Source organism: Variovorax sp. YR216 (assembly GCF_900107745.1).
In the GTDB taxonomy this organism is placed as follows: Bacteria; Pseudomonadota; Gammaproteobacteria; order Burkholderiales; family Burkholderiaceae_C; genus Variovorax.
Genome location: NZ_FNRO01000002.1, coordinates 308,179 through 327,680 on the forward strand (window position 1 = coordinate 308,179; position 19,502 = coordinate 327,680).

Here is a 19,502-nt window from a genome sequence, read left to right on the forward strand (position 1 = left end):
GGAAGAGGGAAGAACGGTCGGATGGGTGCCGGGACCGATGGAGCGTACCATCGGCCACGGCGGCGCCGTGTCAGCCATATGGCACTCGTATAGGGCCCATATGCGCAAGCACATCGTGTACCCGCATTGCTGACTTACCCTCCGTGCCCATGCAAGCGTACCGTGGCTCTCTTTTGCGATTCGATCCCGCCGGCCGGCCGGTGTATGACGAGGACGGCCTTCTCGTGGTGGGCCCCGATGCCGACGGGCGCCAGCGCGTGCAGGATGCAGGCGCCTACGCCGCGGTTGCCGCGCGCCATCCGCAGGTGCCGGTCACGCATTGGCCGGGCCGCATCATCGCGCCGGGCTTCGTGGACATGCACATCCACTACCCGCAGACGGACATCATCGGCGCGCCGGCCGATGGCCTTCTGCCCTGGCTCGAGAACTACACCTTCCCGGCGGAAACCCGCTTTGCCGACAAGGCTCATTCGGCAGAAGTCGCGGAGTTCTTCCTCGACGAGTTGATGCGCAACGGCGTGACGACCTCGCTGACCTTCGCCACCTCGCATCCCGAGTCGGTCGATGCCTTCTTCGAGGCCGCGCAGCGCCGCCGCCTGCGCATGATCACCGGCAAGGTGCTTCAGGATCGTCATTCGCCCGACGGTGTACGCGACGAGGCTGAACAAAGTCTGATCGACTCGGAAGCACTCATCAGGAAGTGGCACAACGTCGATCGGCTCGGCTATGCGATCACGCCGCGCTTCGCCCCCACCAGCACCGATGCGCAGCTGCGCGGCGCGGGCGAGCTCGCCGCGAAGTACCCGGACACCTGGATCCATTCGCACGTGGCCGAGAACAAGGACGAGGTGCGCTGGGCGCGCGAGCTGTTCCCGCATGCGCGCTCGTACCTCGACGTCTACGCGGGCTTCGGCCTGATGCGCGAGCGGGCCGTCTACGCGCACTGCATCCACTTCGACGACGACGATCGCCGCCTCATGCGCGAGACCGGCACGGCGACGGCGGTGAGCCCGACCAGCAATCTCTTCCTCGGCAGCGGCTTCTTCGACTTCGAGGGTGCCGACCGGGTCGGCTATCACTACGGCCTGGCGAGCGACGTGGGCGGCGGCACCAGCTTCAGCCCCTTCACGACGATGATGGCGGCCTACTACGCCGGCCGCGAAGGGCAGACCAAGCCAGGCATCAGCATCGCGCCGTCGCAGCTCTGGTGGCGCCACACCGCAGGCGCCGCGCGGGCGCTGGGGCTGGAGAGCGTCATCGGCAACCTGCAGCCGGGCTGCGAGGCCGATTTCGTGGTCATCAACCCCAAGGCCACGCCGCTGCTGTCGCGCAAGACCTCGCTGGCTGCGAATCTGGAAGAGCTGCTGTTCGCGCTGATCGTGCTCGGCGATGACCGCTTGATCGAGCGCACCGTGATTTCCCAGGCTGGGTGACACCGCGCCCTCGAGGTCGCGCGCCTCGTGTCCCGGGTTGCCTAGAATAGCGGCCCGAAAAAGGACCTGCCATGAGCATCAAGAGCGACAAGTGGATCCGGCGCATGGCCGAGAAGAACGGAATGATCGAGCCCTTCGAGCCCGGACAGATCCGCGAGCAGGACGGCCACAAGATCATCAGCTACGGCACTTCCAGCTACGGCTACGACATCCGGTGCGCGCCCGAATTCAAGGTGTTCACCAACATCCACAGCACGGTGGTCGATCCCAAGAACTTCGACGAGAAGAGCTTCGTCGACTTCCACGGCGACAGCTGCATCATCCCGCCCAACAGCTTCGCGCTCGCGCGCACGGTCGAATACTTCCGCATCCCGCGCAACGTGCTGACCATCTGCCTGGGCAAGAGCACGTACGCGCGCTGCGGGATCATCGTCAACGTCACCCCCTTCGAGCCCGAGTGGGAAGGCTACGTGACCCTCGAATTCAGCAACACCACGCCGCTGCCCGCCAAGATCTACGCGGGCGAGGGCTGCGCGCAGGTGCTTTTCTTCGAGAGCGACGAAGTCTGCGAGACCAGCTACAAGGACCGCGGCGGCAAGTACCAGGGCCAGCGCGGCGTGACCCTGCCGAAGGCTTGAACCTACAGCGGGAGGATTCGCCTGCGCGTACCATCGTGCGGGCGCCGCGAGAACCGCGGTCAAGGAGCGCGTCATGAGATGGGAAGGCAACGAACAGTCCGACAACGTCGAAGACCGGCGTGACGAAGGCGGCGGCGGAGGCGGGGGATTCGGCTTCGGCGGACGCGGCATCGGCATCGGCACCGTGGCGGTCGCCCTGATCGCCGGGTGGATCTTCGGCATCAACCCCCTGACGGTGCTCGGCCTGCTCAGCGGTGGCGGGGGGCCCGCGCCGCAGGTGCAGCAGCAGGGGCCGGCGCACAAGCCGCCGGCGGACGACCGCGAAGCGGCGTTCGTCTCCACCGTGCTCAAGAACACCGAAGTCGTGTGGAGCGACATCTTCCGCCAGAGCGGCGGCACCTACAGGCCGCCCAAGCTCGTGCTGTTCCGCGGCGCGACGCCGACAGCCTGCGGCACCGGCGAATCCGCCATGGGCCCGTTCTATTGCCCCGGCGACAAGAAGGTCTACATCGACCTCGGCTTCTACGACACCCTCCGGAACCAGCTCGGCGCGCCGGGCGTGTTCGCGCAGGCCTACGTGATCGCGCACGAGATCGGCCACCACGTGCAGGACGAGCTCGGTATCACCGGCAAGGTCGACCAGATGCGCGGCCGCCTGAGCCAGACGCAGAACAACGCGGTCAGCGTTCGCGTCGAGCTGCAGGCGGACTGCTTCGCCGGCGTCTGGGCGCATCATTCGCAGCAGTCCAAGCAGTGGCTGGACCCCGGCGACATCGAATCCGCCATGAATGCCGCGCAGAAGATCGGCGACGACGCCCTCCAGCGCTCTGCCGGCCGCGCCGTGGTGCCGGACAGCTTCACCCACGGCACCAGCGCCCAGCGCCAGCGGTGGTTTTCCACCGGTTTCAAGAGTGGCGACCTGAGAGACTGCGACACCTTCGCTGCACGAGGTCTCTGACCCCCAGCCTCGCCTACTTCGTGTGGCTCTGACACCCCGTTCAGGGGGCAAATCCCAGCTGCCCGGCAAAGCCGGTTCCGCGGGATTTCCGGGTTTGTGGGGCCCAAAAACTAGGGGTAACCCCATTCCTGCGACAATAGAGGGCTTCATGACAAGCTCCTTCTCCAATCTCTCCTTGGCCGAACCCTTGGCGCGCGCTGTAGCCGAAATGGGCTACGAGACGATGACGCCCATCCAGGCACAGGCCATTCCGGTGGTGTTGTCGGGCCAGGACGTCATGGGTGCCGCCCAGACCGGCACCGGCAAGACAGCCGCCTTCTCGCTGCCGCTGCTGCAGCGGATGCTCAAGCACGAGAACAGCTCGACCTCCCCGGCGCGCCATCCGGTGCGCGCCCTGGTGCTGTTGCCCACGCGCGAACTCGCCGACCAGGTCGCGCAGCAGGTCAAGCTCTATGCCAAGTACACGAACCTGCGCAGCACGGTCGTGTTCGGCGGCATCGACATGAAGCCGCAGACCCTCGAGCTCAAGAAGGGCGTCGAGGTGCTGGTCGCCACGCCGGGCCGGCTGCTCGACCACATCGAGGCCAAGAACGCGGTGCTCAACCAGGTCGAGTACGTGGTGCTCGACGAAGCCGACCGCATGCTCGACATCGGCTTCCTGCCGGATCTGCAGCGCATCCTCTCTTACCTGCCCAAGCAGCGCACCACGCTGCTGTTCTCGGCCACGTTCTCTCCCGAGATCAAGCGGCTGGCCGGCAGCTACCTGCAGAACCCGGTCACGATCGAAGTCGCGCGGCCGAACGAAACGGCGTCCACCGTCGAGCAGCACTTCTACAGCGTGAGCGATGACGACAAGCGCCGCGCGCTCAGGCAGATCGTGCGCCAGCGCGGCATCACGCAGGCTTTCGTCTTCGTCAACAGCAAGCTGGGCTGCGCGCGGCTCGCGCGCTCGCTCGAACGCGAGGGGCTCAAGACCACCGCGCTGCACGGCGACAAGAGCCAGGACGAACGCCTCAAGGCGCTCGCCGCCTTCAAGGCCGGCGAGGTCGACCTGCTGGTGGCGACCGACGTGGCCGCCCGCGGCCTGGACATCAAGGACGTGCCGGCGGTCTTCAACTTCGACATCCCGTTCAACGCCGAAGACTACGTGCACCGCATCGGCCGCACCGGCCGAGCCGGCGCATCGGGGCTGGCTGTGAGCTTCGCGAGCGGCGGGAACGACGTCCGGCTGGTGGCCGACATCGAGAAGCTCATCAAGAAGAAGATCGAGCTGGAGCCCGTCGAATTCGACGATGAGCGCCCACGCGGCCGCATCAACGACGGCCGCCGCCACTGGCGCGAAGAGGGCGAGGCCGGCGACGCGCGCGACGTGCTCGACGCGCTGGACCGTCCGCGCGATCGCTCCGATTCGCGTCCGACCCGCAACAGCCGCCCGCACCGCGCGCCGGCCGCGCCGCGCGATCCCTTCTTCGAGAAGCCCTACGAGGCGCCCGAGCGCGAGGCGGCGCCCGCCTGGGAAGCCACCGCCAAGGCGACGCCCGTTCGAGGCGTCTCCAGCAACATCAAGACCAAGCGCAAGGTCGCGGCGCTCTTCAAGTCAACTGAATAGGCTTGGATAGGCGCCCCCCCAGCCTTGATCAACCGGGTTTTTGGGCCTGGGGGCACTTCACCTGGATCAGCTCACGCTCCTGCGGCGTGGCGCCGATCCGCACGGCGCTCAGGCAGCCGCCCCATACGCAGCCGGTGTCGGTCGAGATCAGGTCCGGCCTTGACACCCAGCCCAGCGTCGACCAGTGGCCGAACGCCACCGTTGCGGTCGACGTCTTGCGGCCCGGCACGTCGAACCACGGCATATAGCCTTCGGGCGCGCCGGCATCCGCATCCTTGGATTCGAATTCCATCAAGCCACTGGCGGTGCAATAGCGCATCCGCGTCAGCGCGTTGACGATCACGCGCAGCCGCGCGGCGCCGGTCAGCGAATCATTCCATTGAGCGGGCTCATTGCCGTACATGGTGCGGAAGAAGTCAGTGACATGGGGTCCCTGCAGCGCCGATTCGAGTTCGCCCGCCAGGCGCATCGTGTCGTCGACCGTCCATTGCGGCAACACGCCCGCATGCACCGTCAGCAGCGTGCCGCCGCCGATCTCATGGCGCAGCGCCACGTGCTGATGACGAAGCCAGTCGAGCATCGCATCGCGGTCCGGCGCATCGAGCACGGCGCCGAGCGTGTCCTTGCGCGCGACCTTGCGCGCACCGTAGGCCACACCCAGAAGATGCAGGTCGTGATTGCCGAGCAGGCTCTGTGCCGCGTCGCCGAAGCCGTGCACGCGCCGCAGCACCTTGGCCGATGCGGGCCCGCGGTTCACCAGGTCGCCGAGCACGATCAGCCGGTCGCGGCTCGGGGAGAAGTCGATCTTGTCCAGCAGCCGTTGCAGGGGTTCGTCGCAGCCCTGCAGATCACCGATCAAGTAAAGTGCCATGATCCCCATTCTCTCCTGCGTTCATGGACGTTCTCCTCCTGGCCTTGCTGACGACGGTCAATGCGTTGTTTGCAATGTCCGAAATGGCCCTTTCCACCAGCCGCCGGGCGCGCCTTGCCGCGCTGGCCGAGACGGGGGACGCGGGCGCCGCGGCGGCGCTCAAGCTGATGGGGAATCCGACGCAGTTTCTCTCCACGGTGCAGATCGGCATCACCTCCATCGGCATGCTGAGCGGCATCGTCGGTGAAGCGGCCTTCGCCGAGCCGCTCGGCGCGTGGATGGAAGGGATGGGCCTGGGCCGGGGCACCGCCAGCGTCGCATCGACCGCGTTCGTGGTGACCTGCATCACCTTCTTCACGATCATCTTCGGCGAGCTGGTGCCCAAGCGCATCGGGCAGCTCTACCCCGAGCCGGTGGCCCGCTACGTGGCCCGCCCGATGCGATGGCTCGCCTCCATCGCCAAGCCTTTCGTGCTGCTGCTGTCGAGCGCGACCGCGGCCATGCTCAAGCTGCTGCGCATCGACTCGAACGCGGCCCGCGTGGTCACAGAGGAAGAAATCTCGGCGAGCCTGGAAGAGGGCGTGGACGCCGGCCTGATCGAGATGCACGAGCACCAGATGGTGCGCAACGTGTTCCACCTCGACGACCGGCGGCTGACCTCGCTGATGATTCCGCGCGCCGACATCGAATGGCTCGATGCCTCGCTGACCATCGCCCAGAGCCTGCAGAAGGTGTCCGAGGCGGGCGCGCGCAACCAGGTCCACTCGTGGTATCCGGTGTGCCGCAACTCGCTCGACGACGTGGTGGGCGTGACCAGCGTGGCGCATCTTCTCAAGCTCGGTTCGGAACACCAGGGCACGGTGGGCGAAGCCGTGCAGGCCGCGGTGTTCGTGCCCGAGACGCTCACCGGCATGGAAATGCTCGAGCAGTTCCGCTCGCGCGCCGGCCGGCTGGTCTTCGTGGTCGACGAATACGGGGTGGTACAGGGGCTGATGACGCCGCGCGACCTGCTCGAAGCCATCACCGGCGAGCTGCAGGTGCCGACGCATGCCGAGGCCTGGGCGCGGCAGCGCGCCGACGGCGTCTGGGAGCTCGATGGCCTGATGCCGGTGTCCGAACTGCGTGCACGGCTCGGCATCCGCGAATTGCCGGATGAGGACCGCGGCCGATACAACACCGTCGCCGGCCTGCTGATGTTCGTCTCGGGCCAGTTGCCGGAGGTCGGGGAGCACATCGATTGCGCCGGCTGGTGCTTCGAGGTGGCCGCGCTCGACGGCAGGCGAATCGACCGCGTGCTGGCGCATCCCGATACGCGGGCGCCCGGACAGGCCTCCTGAGCGAAGAACCGACCCCGCTCCTATACTGGCCGGCCCCCATCCGGAGACCCGCCATGACCGTGCCGAGCAAGACCCTGCAGATCCGTTCCCTCGTCCGCAGCAGCGGCGAGCTGGAACTCTCGCTTCAGGAGGACGCCATCCCCCAGCCTGCCGCGAACGAAGTGGTGGTGCGGGTCGAGGCCTCGCCGATGAACCCGTCGGACCTGGGGCTGCTGTTCGGCGCGGCGGACCTGCGCACCGCCAAGGCCTCGGGCACGCCGCAGCGGCCGGTCGTGACCGCCGCCATCCCCGAAGCGGCGATGAAAGGCATGGCCGGCCGGGCGGACCAGTCCATGCCGGTCGGCAACGAAGGCGCAGGCGTCGTCGTGGCGGCCGGCGCCTCGCCGCAGGCACAGGCCCTGCTGGGCAGGACCGTGGCGATGATCGGCGGCGCGATGTACACGCAATACCGCTGCATCGACATTGCGCAGTGCATGGCGCTGCCCGAAGGCGCGACCGCGGCGGAAGGCGCCTCGTCCTTCGTCAATCCGCTCACCGCGCTCGGCATGGTCGAGACGATGCGGCGCGAGGGCCACAAGGCGCTCGTGCATACCGCCGCGGCGTCGAATCTCGGCCAGATGCTCAACCGCATCTGCATCAAGGACGGCATCCCCCTGGTCAACATCGTTCGCAAGCAGGAGCAGGAGGACATCCTGCGCGGCATCGGCGCCAAATACGTCTGCAATGCCACCTCGCCGACCTTCATGCAGGACCTGACCGATGCGTTGGCCGCGACCGGCGCCACGCTGGCCTTCGATGCGACCGGCGGCGGCAAGCTGGCAGGACAGATCCTCAACTGCATGGAAGCCGCGCTCCTGCGCAAGGCGACCGAATACAGCCGCTACGGCACCACCACGCACAAGCAGGTCTACATCTACGGCGGGCTCGACCGCGGTCCGACCGAATTCACGCGCGGTTTCGGCATGAGCTGGGGCATGGGGGGCTGGCTGCTGTTCCCGTTCCTGATGAAGATCGGCCCCGAAGGCGCGGAGAAGCTCAAGGCGCGCGTGGCGGCCGAACTGAAGACGACCTTCGCGAGCCGCTACACGAAGGAAGTGTCGATGGTGGAGGCGCTCTCGCTCGGCGAGATCGCGGTCTATTCGAAGCAGGCGACCGGCGAGAAGTACCTGCTCAATCCGAGCCGGTAGGTCCCCGGCTCAGCCCATCTTCAGCCCATCGCGAGCCGCGTGCCGCCGCCGGACGTGGTCTTGCGGCTGCCGTCCGGTCCGTAGAAGAGCTGCACGCTCGACTGCAGGAACTGCAGTGCCTTGTGCGTGAAGTCCAGGTGCGTGTGGACGATCGATCCATTGCGCAGGTTCTGGGCACGGGCCTCCTCGGCCAGCTCCTGCAGCGCCTGCCAGGCCTGGCGGGTCGCTTCGCCGCCGGCCATCGCCGCGGCGTCGGCCCCGGCAGCACCCGGTTCGAAGCCCAGCGCCGATTGCGCGGTCTCGCGCTGGCGGTCGATCTCGGCGATGCGGTCTAGCAGCTGTACCTTCTGTTCGGTGATCTGTTCCAGATCACCGAAGCGACGTTCGGTCATGGCGTTCTCTTCCTGCGCGAGCAGCACCAGGAATTCCTCGATGCAGGATTTCTCCGCATGAAGGTACAGCAGCATCGTGTTCATGGGTTTTTTCCGGAATCGAGCAGGTCGCGCACGCTGTCCATCAGGCCGTCGGCGATGCGCTCGGGGTTGACCTGGTAGCGCCCGGCGCGGATGTCCTCGCGGATCGCCGCGACGCGGGCGGCGTCGAAATCACCGCTGGCAGCGCCCGGCAGCGCGTGAACCTGGGCCGACACCTGCGCCGCGTCCTTCGACGACCCGGCGGCTCCGGCGGAACTCGCGGCAGCGGAACCCGATTTCGCGGGGCGGATGAGAGGCGTCGCCGAAGACGCTGGTTGATCGATTTTCAAGATGGTTCCTCAAAAGGGGGCTCGCCCCCTATATCGGCGAAACGGTTCGGAACTTTAGGACCTCGGGGCTGGATTGACGATCCATGAAGACCACTACGCGTCCCTACGTATGCCGGTGCGTCATTGCGCCAGCCGGATCTGGCCTTCTTCGTCGGCGATGCCACTCACCAGACGGCCATCGCGTGTCTTGGCCTGCACGGCGGCGCCGACTTCGGCGCGTGTCATGGCCTTGCCTTCGGTGCTCACGGTGAAGCCTGCGCCCTGCGCGACCACCTGCACCGTCTGTCCCTGCTGGATCACGATCATGCTGCGCATGTGTTCCTTGCGCAGCGGCGCACCCGCGGTGATGCGCTGCGCGCTGGTGACGCCGCGCAGTGCGTTCGCGTCGGTGACCACATTGCGCGGCAGCGCGGTGAGATCGCCGGTGCGTTCGATGAAATCGCCCGCACCCAGCGTCACGCCAGGCTCGATCGCGCGCGCGGCCACGAAGTAGCGGCCTTCCACCGCCACGTTGGCCGAGACGAAGCGGGTCCACGGCTTGTCGCCGCGGCAGCGCAGTCCGATGGACACGCGGCCCCAGGGCGTCGTGCCGGTCGGCATGAAAGCTTCGAAGTCGCTGCAGGGCGGAAGCGCACCGCCAGTGGGCATGAAGGTCACCTTGGCCTTGCCCGGCAGCCCGGAGGTCTGCACCTGCAGGTAGCGCAGGGCGGCCTCGCGTGCCTCTTCAGGCAGCTGGGAGGCGGCGAACGACGCCACGCCGATGCCCGCCATGCATGCCGGCAGAACGATGCGAAGGAGACGTCCGAAGGTCTTGCGTTGTTCCATGGGAATCGATGTGTTGCCGGGGAATTCTAGGAAGACACCCCCCGAAGCGAAGTGGCGAAGTGCTGGCTAAAACCCCCTTTGTTCGACCCATTGCAAAAACGTCCCGTGCATAGACTCGCTTTCCATCTGTCGCCATGCCCAGTGCGGACGCGACGCCACAAAGGATGGAAAGAAGATGATCGACAAGCTGGATGCAGCGCTTCGCTTCAACCGCGAAGCACTCAATCTGCGGGCCGAGCGCCAGGAAGTGCTGGCGGCCAACATCGCCCACGCCGACACGCCCAACTACAAGGCGCGCGACTTCGATTTCAGCAGCCGGCTCTCGCAGGCCGTCGAGCAGGGCCGCCAGGCGCAATCGTTCGCGATGGCGACGACTTCGTCGCGCCACCTCGCGGGCGAGGCCAGGTCGATGCCCGACCAGGACCTTCTCTATCGCGTGCCCACGCAGTCGAGCATCGACGGCAATACCGTCGAGATGGACGTCGAGCGCATCAACTTCGCCGACAACGCGCTGCGCTACGAGTCGAACCTCACGGTGCTCAGCGCGAAGATCAAGACCATGCTGTCCGCGGTCCAGCAGTAAGCACGAGGAGCCATCCGATGCCACTCCCGAGTGCTTCCATGAACATCTTCAGCGTGGCGGGTTCCGCCATGACCGCGCAGTCGCAGCGCATGAACGTGACCGCCAGCAATCTCGCCAACGCGGAAAGCGTCGCGGGGCCCGACGGCCAGCCGTACCGCGCCAAGCAGGTCGTCTTCGAGGTCGCGCCCTCGGGCCAGCAGGACATCGGCGGCGTGCAGGTCGCGCGCGTCGTCGAGGACCCATCGCCCGCCAAGATGGTCTACGACCCGAAGAACCCGCATGCCAACGCCGGCGGCTACGTCGCGATGCCGAACGTCAATGTGGTCGAGGAGATGACCAACATGATCTCCGCCTCGCGCAGCTACCAGGCCAACGTCGAGGTGCTCAACACCGCCAAGACGCTGATGGTCAAGACCCTGACCATCGGCCAGTAATCCAACCGCGAAGAAAGAACCAAGCCATGGCCATCGCCGACACCTCATCCATCAGCGGCGTCAACGCCGCCAGCGCCGCGGCCAGCACCGCGAGCGTCTCCAGCGACGACAACGAGCAGCGCTTCCTGAAGCTGCTGGTCGCGCAGCTCAACAACCAGGATCCGCTCAATCCGATGCAGAACTCGGAAATGACTTCGCAGCTCGCGCAGATGAGCACCGTGAGCGGCATCGAGAAGCTCAACAGCACGCTGTCGGGCCTGGTGAGCCAGACCGGCACGAGCCAGGTGCTGCAGGCCGCGTCGCTCGTCGGCTACGCGGTGCTGTCGCCCGGCAACACGCTGACCACCACGGCGCCGGCCGAGGGCGCGGACCCCGCCGTGAAGGCCTTCGGGGTGGAACTGCCCGGCACGGCCTCCGACGTGCAGATCAAGATCGTCGATGCCACTGGCAAGACCGTGCGCACCATCGACGCAGGCTCCATGAACCAGGGCGTGAATGCCGTCGCGTGGGACGGCAAGGACGACTCGGGCAACGTCGTGCCCGCGGGCAACTACACGTTCACCGTCGCCGCGACGAACGGCAGCAGCACAGTGAGCTCGACCGCGCTCGCCTTCTCACAGGTTGCCGCTGTCAAGCAGGGCACCAGCGGCGTCACGCTCGAGCTCGCCAACGGCCAGAGCATCGGTCTGTCCGACGTGCGCATGTATCTCTGACCTCCACACAACGTACTGAACCAAGGAATCCATCATGGCCTTTTCCCAGGGCATCAGCGGGCTCGGCGCCGCTGCCGCGAATCTCGATGTCATCGGCAACAACATTGCCAACTCGGGCACCGTGGGCTTCAAGTCGTCTACCGCCACTTTCTCGGACATCTATGCCGGCTCGCGCGTCGGCCTCGGCGTGGCGGTGTCGGGCGTGGTGCAGGACTTCTCGCAGGGCGTGACGCAGACCAGCAGCCGCCCGCTCGACGTGGCGATCATGAACGGCGACGGCTTCTTCCGCCTCACCAGCGCGAACGGCGAGGTCATGTACTCGCGCAACGGCCAGTTCACCAAGGACAAGGACGGCTACATCGTCAACGCGTCCGGCCTGCGTCTCACCGGCTACGGCGTCAACGCCAGTGGCGGCATCAGCGGCGGCACGCCCACCGCGATCCAGATCCCCACGACCCCGATGTCGCCGAACGCCACCACCGGCGTGCAGGCCGAGTTCAACGTCGACTCGCGCAGCACCGTGCCGACCAAGACGCCGTTCGATCCGACCGACTCGGACACCTTCAACTACTCCAACGCGATCGGCCCGGTGTACGACTCGCTCGGCAATCCGCACGACCTGGCGGTGTACTTCGTGAAGACCGGCGCCAACTCGTGGGATACCTACGGCACGATCGACGGCACCCAGATCCAACTGGCAGCGCCTGCGCCGGCCGGCTCGCCGCTGGGTTCGCTGACCTTCGACACCAACGGCAACCTCACCGCACCGGCGGGCGGCAAGATCACGCTGCCGACCCTGACCTACACCAATGGCGCGGCCGTATCGAACATCACCGTCGACCTGAGCGGCACCACGCAGGTCGGCGCGGCCAACGGCATGAGCAAGCTCGCGCAGGACGGCTACACATCCGGCCAGCTCACCTCGTTCTCGATCAACGCCGACGGCACCATCACCGGCAAGTTCTCCAACGAGCAGACCAAGCTGCTGGGCCAGGTGGTGCTGTCGTCCTTCGCCAACCCCAACGGCCTGGAGCCGAAGGGCGACAACATGTACGCCGAGACGCAAGCGTCTGGCGCCGCGCTCACCGGCACGCCCGCCGAGGGCAGCAAGCTCGGCTCGCTGGCCTCCGGCGCGCTGGAATCGTCCAACGTCGACCTGACCTCGGAACTCGTCAACCTCATCGTCGCGCAGCGCAACTACCAGGCCAACGCGCAGACCGTGAAGACGCAGGACCAGGTCATGCAGACGCTGATGAACATCCGCTGACGCGACGCGATAGGAGCCACCAGTGGATCGAATGCTGTATGTCGCCATGAGCGGCGCCAAGCAGGCCATGGAGCAACAGGCCTCGGTCGCCAACAACATGGCGAACGTGTCGACGCCGGGCTTCCGTGCGCAGATCAATGCGTTTCGCGCGGTGCCGGTTGTCGGCGAGGAATCGCCCACCCGTGCCTTCGTGGCTGCGACCACGCAGGGTGCGGACTTCCGGCAGGGTCCGGTGACGGACACCGGGCGCGAACTCGACGTCGCGGTGCGCGGCGACGGCTGGCTGGTGGTGCAGACGCCGACCGGCGAGGCCTACACCCGCGTGGGCAACCTCCAGGTGGCCTCCGACGGCCAGGTCACGACCATGGGTGGACGCCCGGTGGTCGGCGACGGCGGCGGGCTGGTGATTCCCCCGGGCTCGTCCGTGACCATTGCCGCGGACGGCAGCATCACGGCGCACGCGCCTGGCGATCCGCTGACGGGCCTGAACATCGTCGGCCGAATGAAGCTCGTGAACCCGCCGGCCGCCAATCTGGAGCGCGGGGAAGACGGTCTCTTCCGCATGCGCCAGGGCCTGCCGCCCGCCGAGGCCGATCCCGCGGTGACGGTCACGGCCGGCGCGATCGAAGGCAGCAACGTCAATCCGGTCGAAGCCATGGTGGCCATGATCGCCAACGGACGCAGCTTCGAGATGCAGATGAAGTCCATCCAGTCCGCCGACACCAACGCGCAGTCGGCCAACAAGCTGCTCGCCTACGGCTGATCCGCGCCCTCAGCAACCCCCAAGCAACCCCGCAGGAGCCCTCTCCATGATCCGTTCCCTCTACGTGGCCAAGACCGGCCTCGAAGCCCAGCAGACGCAGCTCGACGTCGTCTCCAACAACCTCGCCAACGTCTCCACCACCGGCTTCAAGAAGAGCCGCGCGGTGTTCGAAGACCTGCTCTACCAGAACATCCGCCAGGTCGGCGGCCAGACCTCCGACCAGACGCGCCTGCCTTCGGGCCTGCAGGTGGGCACCGGAGTGCGCGTGGTCGCCACCGAGCGCATGCACTCGCAGGGCAACATGACCAAGACCGACAACCCGAAGGACGTTGCCATCAACGGTTCGGGCTTCTTCCAGGTCACGATGCCCGACGGCACGATGGCCTACACGCGCGACGGCTCGTTCCAGACCAACGCGGAAGGCCAGCTCGTCACCGCGAGCGGCTACACGATCGAGCCCGCGATCAACATCCCGCAGAACGCCACCAGCCTCACGATCGGCCGCGACGGCATCGTGTCGGTCACGCAGGCCGGCAGCCAGGCGACGGTGCAGGTCGGGCAATTGCAGATCGCGACCTTCCTCAATCCGACCGGCCTGCAGAGCATGGGCGAGAACCTCTACACCGAGACGGATTCGTCGGGCGCGCCCAATGTGGTGAACCCCGGCGTCGATGGCGCGGGCGTCCTGACGCAGGGCTACACCGAAGCGTCGAACGTCAACGTGGTGGAAGAGCTGGTCAACATGATCGCGACGCAGCGTGCGTACGAGATCAACAGCAAGGCGATTCAAACGTCCGACCAGATGCTCGCCCGTCTCGCGCAGCTATGACCTCCCCCAGGCTTGCCCACTTCGTGTGGCCGCCAACCCCCTCGCCGGGGGCGACACCGGCGGGCCGGCGAAGCCGGTTCCGCGGTGTCGCCCGGATGGCGGTGGCGAGCGCGGTGCTTGTTCTCGTGGTCGGCTGCGCGCAGATCCCGCGCGATCCGCTGGTGCACCAGCCGATGACCGCGCGCGCCGACGAGATGAACCAGTTGCCGAGCCGGTCGCGTTCGGGTGCGATCTTCCAGGACAACGGGCGCGGCATCGCCCTGTTCGAGGATCGCCGGCCGCGCAGCATCGGGGACATCCTGACCATCGTCATCAGCGAAAAGCTCAACGCGAGCAAGAACTCGGGCGCGAACGCGAGCCGAAACGGAAGCATGACCGCGGCCTTCAATCCGATCCCGAAGGTGCTCGGCGGATTGCTGGACAACCAGGACGCGAAGCTGGCCGGCACCAACGCGCTCACGGCGAAGGGCGGCGCCAATGCCACGAACACCTTCAACAGCACGATCACGGTCACCGTGACCGACGTGCTGCCCAACGGCAACCTGCTGGTGAGTGGCGAGAAGCAGATGGGCATCAACCAGGGGACGGAGTTCATCCGCTTCTCCGGCGTGGTGAACCCGCGCACCGTCACCGGCGTCAACACCGTGCTTTCGACCCAGGTGGCCGATGCACGCATCGAATACACGGCCAAGGGCTACATCGACGAAGCGCAGAACATGGGATGGCTCCAGCGCTTCTTCCTCAACGTCGCACCATTTTGATATGCACCCCCAGTCTTCGCGCACTTCGTGTCGCTTCGCCAACCCCCTTGCAGGGGGCAACACCGGCGGCCCGGCAAAGCCGGTTCCGCGGTGTTTCACCAAGGGCGTTCGCTTCGCTTCGCTTGCGCTTGCTTGCGCGTTCTTGCTTGTGGCGCCGGTGCATGCGGAGCGGCTCAAGGAGCTGGCGACGATTCAGGGGGTGCGGGACAACGCGTTGATCGGCTATGGGCTGATGGTGGGGCTGGACGGTACCGGCGACCAGACGATGCAGACGCCGTTCACCACGCAGAGCCTGAACAACATGCTTCAGCAGCTGGGCATCACGATGCCGCAGGGCGTGAACATGCAGCTCAAGAACGTGGCGGCGGTGATGGTCACGGCGACGCTGCCCTCGTTCGCGCGGCCCGGCCAGGCGATCGACGTGACGGTGTCTTCGATGGGCAATGCCAAGAGCCTTCGCGGCGGCACGCTGCTGATGACGCCGCTCAAGGGTGTCGATGGCGCGATCTACGCGATCGCGCAGGGGAACATGGTCGTCGGCGGCGCAGGTGCGTCGGCCAACGGCAGCAAGGTGCAGATCAACCAGCTCAGCTCCGGTCGCATTCCCTCCGGCGCGATCGTGGAGCGCACCGTGGAGACGGCGGTGGGCGGCGAAGGCGCTCTCACGGTCGAGCTCACGCGCTCGGACTTCGGCACGGCGCAACGCGCGGTCGAGGCGATCAACCGCCAGTTCGGGTTCGGAACCGCCGAGGCGGTGGACGGGCGCGTGATCCGCGTTCAGGCACCGGAATCGCCGCAGGAGCGCGTCGGGTTCCTCGCACGCCTCGAAGGCCTCGAAGTGACGCCGGCGCAGGCCGTCGCGCGCGTGGTCATCAATGCGCGCACCGGGTCGGTGGTGATGAACCAGGCAGTCCGCGTGAGCGAATGCGCGGTGGCGCACGGCAACCTGTCGGTGGTCATCAACACCCAGCCGGTGGTCAGCCAGCCGGAGGCGTTCTCGCGCGGGCGCACGGTCGAGGCGGCGCAGTCGGAGATCTCGGTCAACCAGGGCAGCGGTGCGCTGCAGATGGTGCGCGGCAGTGCGTCGCTGTCCGACGTGATCAAGGGCCTCAATGCACTGGGCGCGAATCCGCAGGACCTGGTCTCCATCCTGCAGGCCATGAAGACGGCCGGTGCGCTGCGCGCCGAGCTCGAGATCATCTGAGGACGCGGCATGGGGATCACCGCAACACCTGCGACGAGCGTTGCCGACACCAGCCGCAGCGGTGCGCTGGACCAGCGCTTCGCGCTCGATGTGCAGGGCGTCGATGCGCTCAAGCGCACCACCCGCACCTCGCCGGAAGAAGGGCTTCGCCAGGTCTCGCGCCAGTTCGAGGCGATGTTCATGAACATGGTGCTCAAGAGCATGCGCGAGGCGACGCCGCAAAGCGGCCTTTTCGACAGCCAGAGCGAGAAGATCTACACGTCGATGCTGGACCAGCAGCTCTCGCAGAACCTCTCGGGCCGCGGCGTCGGCCTGGCCGAGGCCATGCTGGTGCAGCTCCAGCGGCAGGTTGCATCGGGCGGGGCGAACATGGATGTCGAGGCCGTGCCGATGTCGCTCCTGCCGCGCGGCGGCATGCCGCTGAAGCCGGACTCGGGCATTCCGCTCGGCTCGGCGCCGGCGCCGTCCACGCGCGTCGATCTGAGCGTCTACCAGGTGAACAACGACCGCGGCGGCAGCTCGGCCGCGACCGCCTCGCTGCAGGGTCATGTCGATGCCTTCGTCGATCGCATGGGTGCGTCGGCGCAGGCCGCGAGCGAAGCCAGCGGCGTGCCGGCACCGCTGATCCTCGCGCAGGCCGCGCTCGAATCGGGCTGGGGCAAGCGCGAGATCCGTGCCGACGACGGCACGCAGAGCTTCAACCTCTTCGGCATCAAGGCCGACAAGAGCTGGCAGGGCCGCGTGGTCGAGACGACGACCACCGAGTACGTCGACGGCGAGCCGCAGCGCGTGCGCGCGAAGTTCAGGGCCTACGACTCCTACGAGGAAGCCTTCACCGACTACGCACGCTTCATGACGCGCAATCCGCGGTATGCCGGCGTGGTCACGGCCGGCGACCCGACCGAAGCCGCGCACGGCCTGCAGCGCGCCGGCTACGCCACGGACCCGCAATACGGACAAAAGCTCGTCCGGATCATGCAGAAATTCGGCTGATCTGCCGATAGCCAACAGAACCCACTCTCACAGCCAACGCAAAGGAACCCCATGGCAGAGATCACGACCCTCCAGCCTCGCGCGGGCAGCGCCGCTTCCCAGGCCCTCGCCAACTCGGGACGGCTGGAGGTGGTCACCTTCACCCTCGGCGAGGAGGAATACGGCATCGACATCCAGAAGGTGCAGGAGCTGCGTGGGTACGACGCGGTGACGCGGATCGCGAACGCGCCGGAGTTCATCAAGGGGGTGGTGAACCTGCGCGGGATCATCGTGCCGATCATCGACATGCGCATCCGCTTCGGCATTGGAGCGCCGAGCTACGACCAGTTCACGGTGGTGATCGTGCTGAACATCGGCGGGCGCGTGATGGGGATGGTGGTGGACAGCGTGTCGGACGTGATCACGTTGACTGCGGAGCAGATCAAGCCCGCGCCGGAGATGGGTTCGGCGCTGGACACGGACTACCTGATCGGGCTGGGCACGCTGGAAGAGCGGATGCTGATCCTGGTGGACATCGACCGCCTGATGTCCAGCGAAGAGATGGGGCTGATCGAGAAGCTCGCCGCCTGAGGCCTGGCGCCAGGCAGGACGATTTCGAAACACATCGACGGAGGAGGCAGGGATGAAGGATTGGAAGATCGGCACGCGCCTGGGCGGCGGATTCGCGCTGGTGCTGGCGCTGGTGGCTGCCATCGCGGCAATCGGCGTGGCCCGGCTGCAGGGCGTGGGCGATGCCACGCATGAAATGACGCGGCGGTCGCTGGAGAAGGAACGCCTGGCGGCGGCCTGGCTGCTGGCCACAAGCACCAACAGCGTGCGGACCTTTGCCCTCCTCAAGAGCAACGATCCCGAAGTCCAGGACTTCCTGCAGAAGAGCATCAGCAAGAACAGCGCCGTCATCAACGAGACGCAGAAGAACCTCGAGGACATGCTGAGCACCCCCGAGGAACTGGCGCTGAGCAAGGACATCAAGGCCCGGCGCGCGGAATACCTGGAGCTGCGCAACTCGATCCTGAAGCTCAAGTCGGATGACAAGGCCGAGGCGGCCGCGTCGCTGGGCAAGGAGAAGCTGGTCCCCACGCTCGACGCCTATGACGCGAGCATCCGCGCGATGGCGAACCACCAGAAGGATCAGATCGACCAGACCGCGAGCGCCATCGACGAGCTGTACCGCTCCGGTCGCAACCAGGTGATCCTGCTTGCGGCGCTGGCGCTCGCGGTGGGATCGGTGCTCGCATGGCTGCTGACACGCAGCATCGTCGAGCCGATCGACGAGGCACTGCTGATTGCCGAGACCGTGGCCTCCGGCGACCTCAGCCAGGACTTCGAGTCCGGACGCGGCGGCGACTTCGGCCGCCTGCTGAACGGCATGGGCGAGATGGAAGACATGCTCACGGACATGGTGGGGCGAATCCGTACGGCGACTGATTCGATCGTGGTCGCTTCGAGGCAGATTGCCGCCGGCAACCAGGACCTGTCGTCGCGCACCGAGGAACAGGCAAGCTCGCTCGAAGAGACCGCGGCGTCGATGGAAGAGCTCACCAGCACGGTCAAGCAGAACGCCGACAACGCCCGGCAGGCCAACCAGCTCGCGGTCTCCGCGTCCGAAGTCGCGGTGAAGGGCGGCAAGGTGGTGAACGAGGTGGTCGACACCATGGCGTCGATCAATGCCTCGTCGCGCAAGATCGTCGACATCATTGCCGTGATCGATGGCATCGCCTTCCAGACCAACATCCTGGCACTGAACGCCGCCGTGGAAGCGGCGCGTGCCGGCGAGCAGGGCAAGGGCTTCGCGGTGGTCGCATCCGAAGTGCGCAGCCTGGCACAGCGCTCCGCGGCGGCGGCCAAGGAGATCAAGAGCCTCATCGACGACTCAGTGGGCAAGGTCGACATCGGCAGCGCCCTGGTCGACGAGGCCGGCAAGACGATGGACGAGATCGTCGGCAGCGTGCGGCGCGTGACCGACATCATGGGCGAGATCACCGCGGCGAGCCAGGAGCAGACCTCGGGCATCGAGCAGATCAACCAGGCGATCACGCAGATGGACCAGGTCACGCAGCAGAACGCCGCGCTGGTCGAGCAAGCCGCCGCGGCCGCCGCATCGCTGCAGGAGCAGGCCGGCGGGCTGTCGCAGGTCGTCGGCATGTTCAAGCTCGACGACAACGCAGCGTCTGCGAAGCCCCAAACGGCCGCAGTCGCTGCGGTGAAGAAGACGGCCGCCAAGGCCGCAACCGCGACAGCGGCGACTCCAAGGAAGACAACCCCCAAGGTTCCGGCCGCGACCGCCATCTCAGGGGCGGGCGACTGGACCGAGTTCTGAGATCCCCCACCTAC

The 19,502-nt window shown here is 66.8% G+C and carries 21 protein-coding genes; 17 read left to right on the plus strand and 4 right to left on the minus strand.

What is annotated here, in order from left to right; translation table 11 throughout:
* Positions 1 to 149 precede the first annotated feature (149 nt).
* The 4 genes from guaD (at position 150) to BLW05_RS06270 (ending at position 4,638) form a co-directional block, all read left to right on the plus strand.
* Positions 150 to 1,433 carry a guanine deaminase gene (gene guaD, locus BLW05_RS06255; RefSeq protein WP_093161155.1) on the plus strand — a complete coding sequence of 428 codons (1,284 nt, stop codon included), beginning with the start codon at positions 150 to 152 and terminating at the stop codon, positions 1,431 to 1,433.
* A 71-nt stretch (positions 1,434 to 1,504) separates the two neighbouring features.
* Positions 1,505 to 2,071 (plus strand): dCTP deaminase, encoded by a 567-nt coding sequence (gene dcd, locus BLW05_RS06260; RefSeq protein ID WP_093161157.1) that lies wholly within the window; start codon positions 1,505 to 1,507, stop codon positions 2,069 to 2,071.
* Positions 2,072 to 2,144: 73 nt separating this feature from the next.
* The gene (locus BLW05_RS06265; protein ID WP_093161158.1) at positions 2,145 to 3,029 is read left to right on the plus strand and encodes a KPN_02809 family neutral zinc metallopeptidase; all 885 of its coding nucleotides are present in this window, start codon (positions 2,145 to 2,147) and stop codon (positions 3,027 to 3,029) included.
* Positions 3,030 to 3,177: 148 nt separating this feature from the next.
* On the plus strand, positions 3,178 to 4,638 hold the full coding sequence (locus BLW05_RS06270) for a DEAD/DEAH box helicase (RefSeq protein WP_093161159.1): 1,461 nt from the start codon (positions 3,178 to 3,180) through the stop codon (positions 4,636 to 4,638).
* 28 nt (positions 4,639 to 4,666) lie between these two features.
* Here the strand turns inward: BLW05_RS06270 and BLW05_RS06275 are convergent, their stop codons facing one another.
* Positions 4,667 to 5,509 carry a symmetrical bis(5'-nucleosyl)-tetraphosphatase gene (locus BLW05_RS06275; protein ID WP_093162085.1) on the minus strand — a complete coding sequence of 281 codons (843 nt, stop codon included), beginning with the start codon at positions 5,507 to 5,509 and terminating at the stop codon, positions 4,667 to 4,669.
* A gap of 23 nt (positions 5,510 to 5,532) precedes the next feature.
* On the opposite strand from BLW05_RS06275, the gene BLW05_RS06280 reads away from it, so the two are divergent.
* Entirely contained in the window at positions 5,533 to 6,846 is a 1,314-nt protein-coding gene (locus BLW05_RS06280) for a hemolysin family protein (protein ID WP_093161161.1), read from the plus strand.
* A gap of 53 nt (positions 6,847 to 6,899) precedes the next feature.
* Complete coding sequence (locus BLW05_RS06285) at positions 6,900 to 8,033, plus strand: zinc-binding dehydrogenase (RefSeq protein WP_177142574.1); 1,134 nt, start codon at positions 6,900 to 6,902, stop codon at positions 8,031 to 8,033.
* Positions 8,034 to 8,053: 20 nt separating this feature from the next.
* Here BLW05_RS06285 and BLW05_RS06290 read toward each other — a convergent pair whose 3' ends face one another.
* The 3 genes from BLW05_RS06290 to flgA all read right to left on the minus strand — a co-directional run bounded on the left by BLW05_RS06290 (position 8,054) and on the right by flgA (position 9,621).
* Entirely contained in the window at positions 8,054 to 8,509 is a 456-nt protein-coding gene (locus BLW05_RS06290; protein ID WP_256330066.1) for a flagella synthesis protein FlgN, read from the minus strand.
* Positions 8,506 to 8,796, minus strand: coding sequence for a flagellar biosynthesis anti-sigma factor FlgM (flgM, locus tag BLW05_RS06295; protein ID WP_093161162.1), 291 nt, complete (start codon positions 8,794 to 8,796; stop codon positions 8,506 to 8,508). Before flgM ends, BLW05_RS06290 begins: the two co-directional genes overlap by 4 nt.
* Before the next feature lie 120 nt (positions 8,797 to 8,916).
* Positions 8,917 to 9,621 carry a flagellar basal body P-ring formation chaperone FlgA gene (gene flgA / locus BLW05_RS06300; protein WP_093161164.1) on the minus strand — a complete coding sequence of 235 codons (705 nt, stop codon included), beginning with the start codon at positions 9,619 to 9,621 and terminating at the stop codon, positions 8,917 to 8,919.
* Positions 9,622 to 9,796: 175 nt separating this feature from the next.
* Between flgA and flgB the strand changes: the two genes are divergently transcribed.
* The 11 genes from flgB to BLW05_RS06355 all read left to right on the plus strand — a co-directional run bounded on the left by flgB (position 9,797) and on the right by BLW05_RS06355 (position 19,488).
* Positions 9,797 to 10,204, plus strand: a complete 408-nt coding sequence (flgB, locus tag BLW05_RS06305) for a flagellar basal body rod protein FlgB (RefSeq protein WP_093161165.1) — start codon at positions 9,797 to 9,799, stop codon at positions 10,202 to 10,204.
* Positions 10,205 to 10,242: 38 nt separating this feature from the next.
* Positions 10,243 to 10,638: a flagellar basal body rod protein FlgC gene (gene flgC, locus BLW05_RS06310; RefSeq protein ID WP_093161167.1), complete on the plus strand. Its 396-nt coding sequence runs from the start codon at positions 10,243 to 10,245 to the stop codon at positions 10,636 to 10,638.
* Positions 10,639 to 10,664: 26 nt separating this feature from the next.
* Positions 10,665 to 11,351, plus strand: a complete 687-nt coding sequence (locus BLW05_RS06315) for a flagellar hook assembly protein FlgD (protein ID WP_093161168.1) — start codon at positions 10,665 to 10,667, stop codon at positions 11,349 to 11,351.
* A gap of 34 nt (positions 11,352 to 11,385) precedes the next feature.
* Positions 11,386 to 12,618: a flagellar hook protein FlgE gene (flgE, locus tag BLW05_RS06320; RefSeq protein WP_093161170.1), complete on the plus strand. Its 1,233-nt coding sequence runs from the start codon at positions 11,386 to 11,388 to the stop codon at positions 12,616 to 12,618.
* A gap of 22 nt (positions 12,619 to 12,640) precedes the next feature.
* Positions 12,641 to 13,381 (plus strand): flagellar basal-body rod protein FlgF, encoded by a 741-nt coding sequence (flgF, locus tag BLW05_RS06325; RefSeq protein ID WP_093161171.1) that lies wholly within the window; start codon positions 12,641 to 12,643, stop codon positions 13,379 to 13,381.
* A gap of 46 nt (positions 13,382 to 13,427) precedes the next feature.
* Complete coding sequence (gene flgG, locus BLW05_RS06330; RefSeq protein WP_093161172.1) at positions 13,428 to 14,210, plus strand: flagellar basal-body rod protein FlgG; 783 nt, start codon at positions 13,428 to 13,430, stop codon at positions 14,208 to 14,210.
* Between the two features lie 95 nt (positions 14,211 to 14,305).
* The gene (locus tag BLW05_RS06335; RefSeq protein WP_093161173.1) at positions 14,306 to 14,971 is read left to right on the plus strand and encodes a flagellar basal body L-ring protein FlgH; all 666 of its coding nucleotides are present in this window, start codon (positions 14,306 to 14,308) and stop codon (positions 14,969 to 14,971) included.
* Between the two features lie 142 nt (positions 14,972 to 15,113).
* Positions 15,114 to 16,175, plus strand: a complete 1,062-nt coding sequence (locus BLW05_RS06340) for a flagellar basal body P-ring protein FlgI (protein WP_256330068.1) — start codon at positions 15,114 to 15,116, stop codon at positions 16,173 to 16,175.
* Positions 16,176 to 16,184: 9 nt separating this feature from the next.
* On the plus strand, positions 16,185 to 17,168 hold the full coding sequence (gene flgJ / locus BLW05_RS06345; RefSeq protein WP_093161176.1) for a flagellar assembly peptidoglycan hydrolase FlgJ: 984 nt from the start codon (positions 16,185 to 16,187) through the stop codon (positions 17,166 to 17,168).
* A 51-nt stretch (positions 17,169 to 17,219) separates the two neighbouring features.
* The gene (locus BLW05_RS06350) at positions 17,220 to 17,738 is read left to right on the plus strand and encodes a chemotaxis protein CheW (protein WP_093161178.1); all 519 of its coding nucleotides are present in this window, start codon (positions 17,220 to 17,222) and stop codon (positions 17,736 to 17,738) included.
* 52 nt (positions 17,739 to 17,790) lie between these two features.
* A complete protein-coding gene (locus tag BLW05_RS06355; protein ID WP_093161179.1) occupies positions 17,791 to 19,488 on the plus strand; it encodes a methyl-accepting chemotaxis protein in 1,698 nt (565 codons plus the stop codon).
* Positions 19,489 to 19,502 lie beyond the last annotated feature (14 nt).

Excerpts from the sequence above, each read along its gene's own strand:
- BLW05_RS06335 (WP_093161173.1), top strand. The coding sequence starts at position 14,306 with ATGGCGGTGGCGAGCGCGGTGCTTGTTCTCGTGGTCGGCTGCGCGCAG.
- BLW05_RS06350 (WP_093161178.1), top strand. The coding sequence starts at position 17,220 with ATGGCAGAGATCACGACCCTCCAGCCTCGCGCGGGCAGCGCCGCTTCC.
- BLW05_RS06265 (WP_093161158.1), top strand. The coding sequence starts at position 2,145 with ATGAGATGGGAAGGCAACGAACAGTCCGACAACGTCGAAGACCGGCGT.
- BLW05_RS06290 (WP_256330066.1), bottom strand. The coding sequence starts at position 8,509 with ATGAACACGATGCTGCTGTACCTTCATGCGGAGAAATCCTGCATCGAG.
- BLW05_RS06275 (WP_093162085.1), bottom strand. The coding sequence starts at position 5,509 with ATGGCACTTTACTTGATCGGTGATCTGCAGGGCTGCGACGAACCCCTG.
- BLW05_RS06285 (WP_177142574.1), top strand. The coding sequence starts at position 6,900 with ATGACCGTGCCGAGCAAGACCCTGCAGATCCGTTCCCTCGTCCGCAGC.
- flgA (WP_093161164.1), bottom strand. The coding sequence starts at position 9,621 with ATGGAACAACGCAAGACCTTCGGACGTCTCCTTCGCATCGTTCTGCCG.
- BLW05_RS06280 (WP_093161161.1), top strand. The coding sequence starts at position 5,533 with ATGGACGTTCTCCTCCTGGCCTTGCTGACGACGGTCAATGCGTTGTTT.
- guaD (WP_093161155.1), top strand. The coding sequence starts at position 150 with ATGCAAGCGTACCGTGGCTCTCTTTTGCGATTCGATCCCGCCGGCCGG.
- flgG (WP_093161172.1), top strand. The coding sequence starts at position 13,428 with ATGATCCGTTCCCTCTACGTGGCCAAGACCGGCCTCGAAGCCCAGCAG.
- BLW05_RS06315 (WP_093161168.1), top strand. The coding sequence starts at position 10,665 with ATGGCCATCGCCGACACCTCATCCATCAGCGGCGTCAACGCCGCCAGC.
- BLW05_RS06270 (WP_093161159.1), top strand. The coding sequence starts at position 3,178 with ATGACAAGCTCCTTCTCCAATCTCTCCTTGGCCGAACCCTTGGCGCGC.
- BLW05_RS06355 (WP_093161179.1), top strand. The coding sequence starts at position 17,791 with ATGAAGGATTGGAAGATCGGCACGCGCCTGGGCGGCGGATTCGCGCTG.
- flgC (WP_093161167.1), top strand. The coding sequence starts at position 10,243 with ATGAACATCTTCAGCGTGGCGGGTTCCGCCATGACCGCGCAGTCGCAG.
- dcd (WP_093161157.1), top strand. The coding sequence starts at position 1,505 with ATGAGCATCAAGAGCGACAAGTGGATCCGGCGCATGGCCGAGAAGAAC.
- flgJ (WP_093161176.1), top strand. The coding sequence starts at position 16,185 with ATGGGGATCACCGCAACACCTGCGACGAGCGTTGCCGACACCAGCCGC.
- flgB (WP_093161165.1), top strand. The coding sequence starts at position 9,797 with ATGATCGACAAGCTGGATGCAGCGCTTCGCTTCAACCGCGAAGCACTC.
- flgE (WP_093161170.1), top strand. The coding sequence starts at position 11,386 with ATGGCCTTTTCCCAGGGCATCAGCGGGCTCGGCGCCGCTGCCGCGAAT.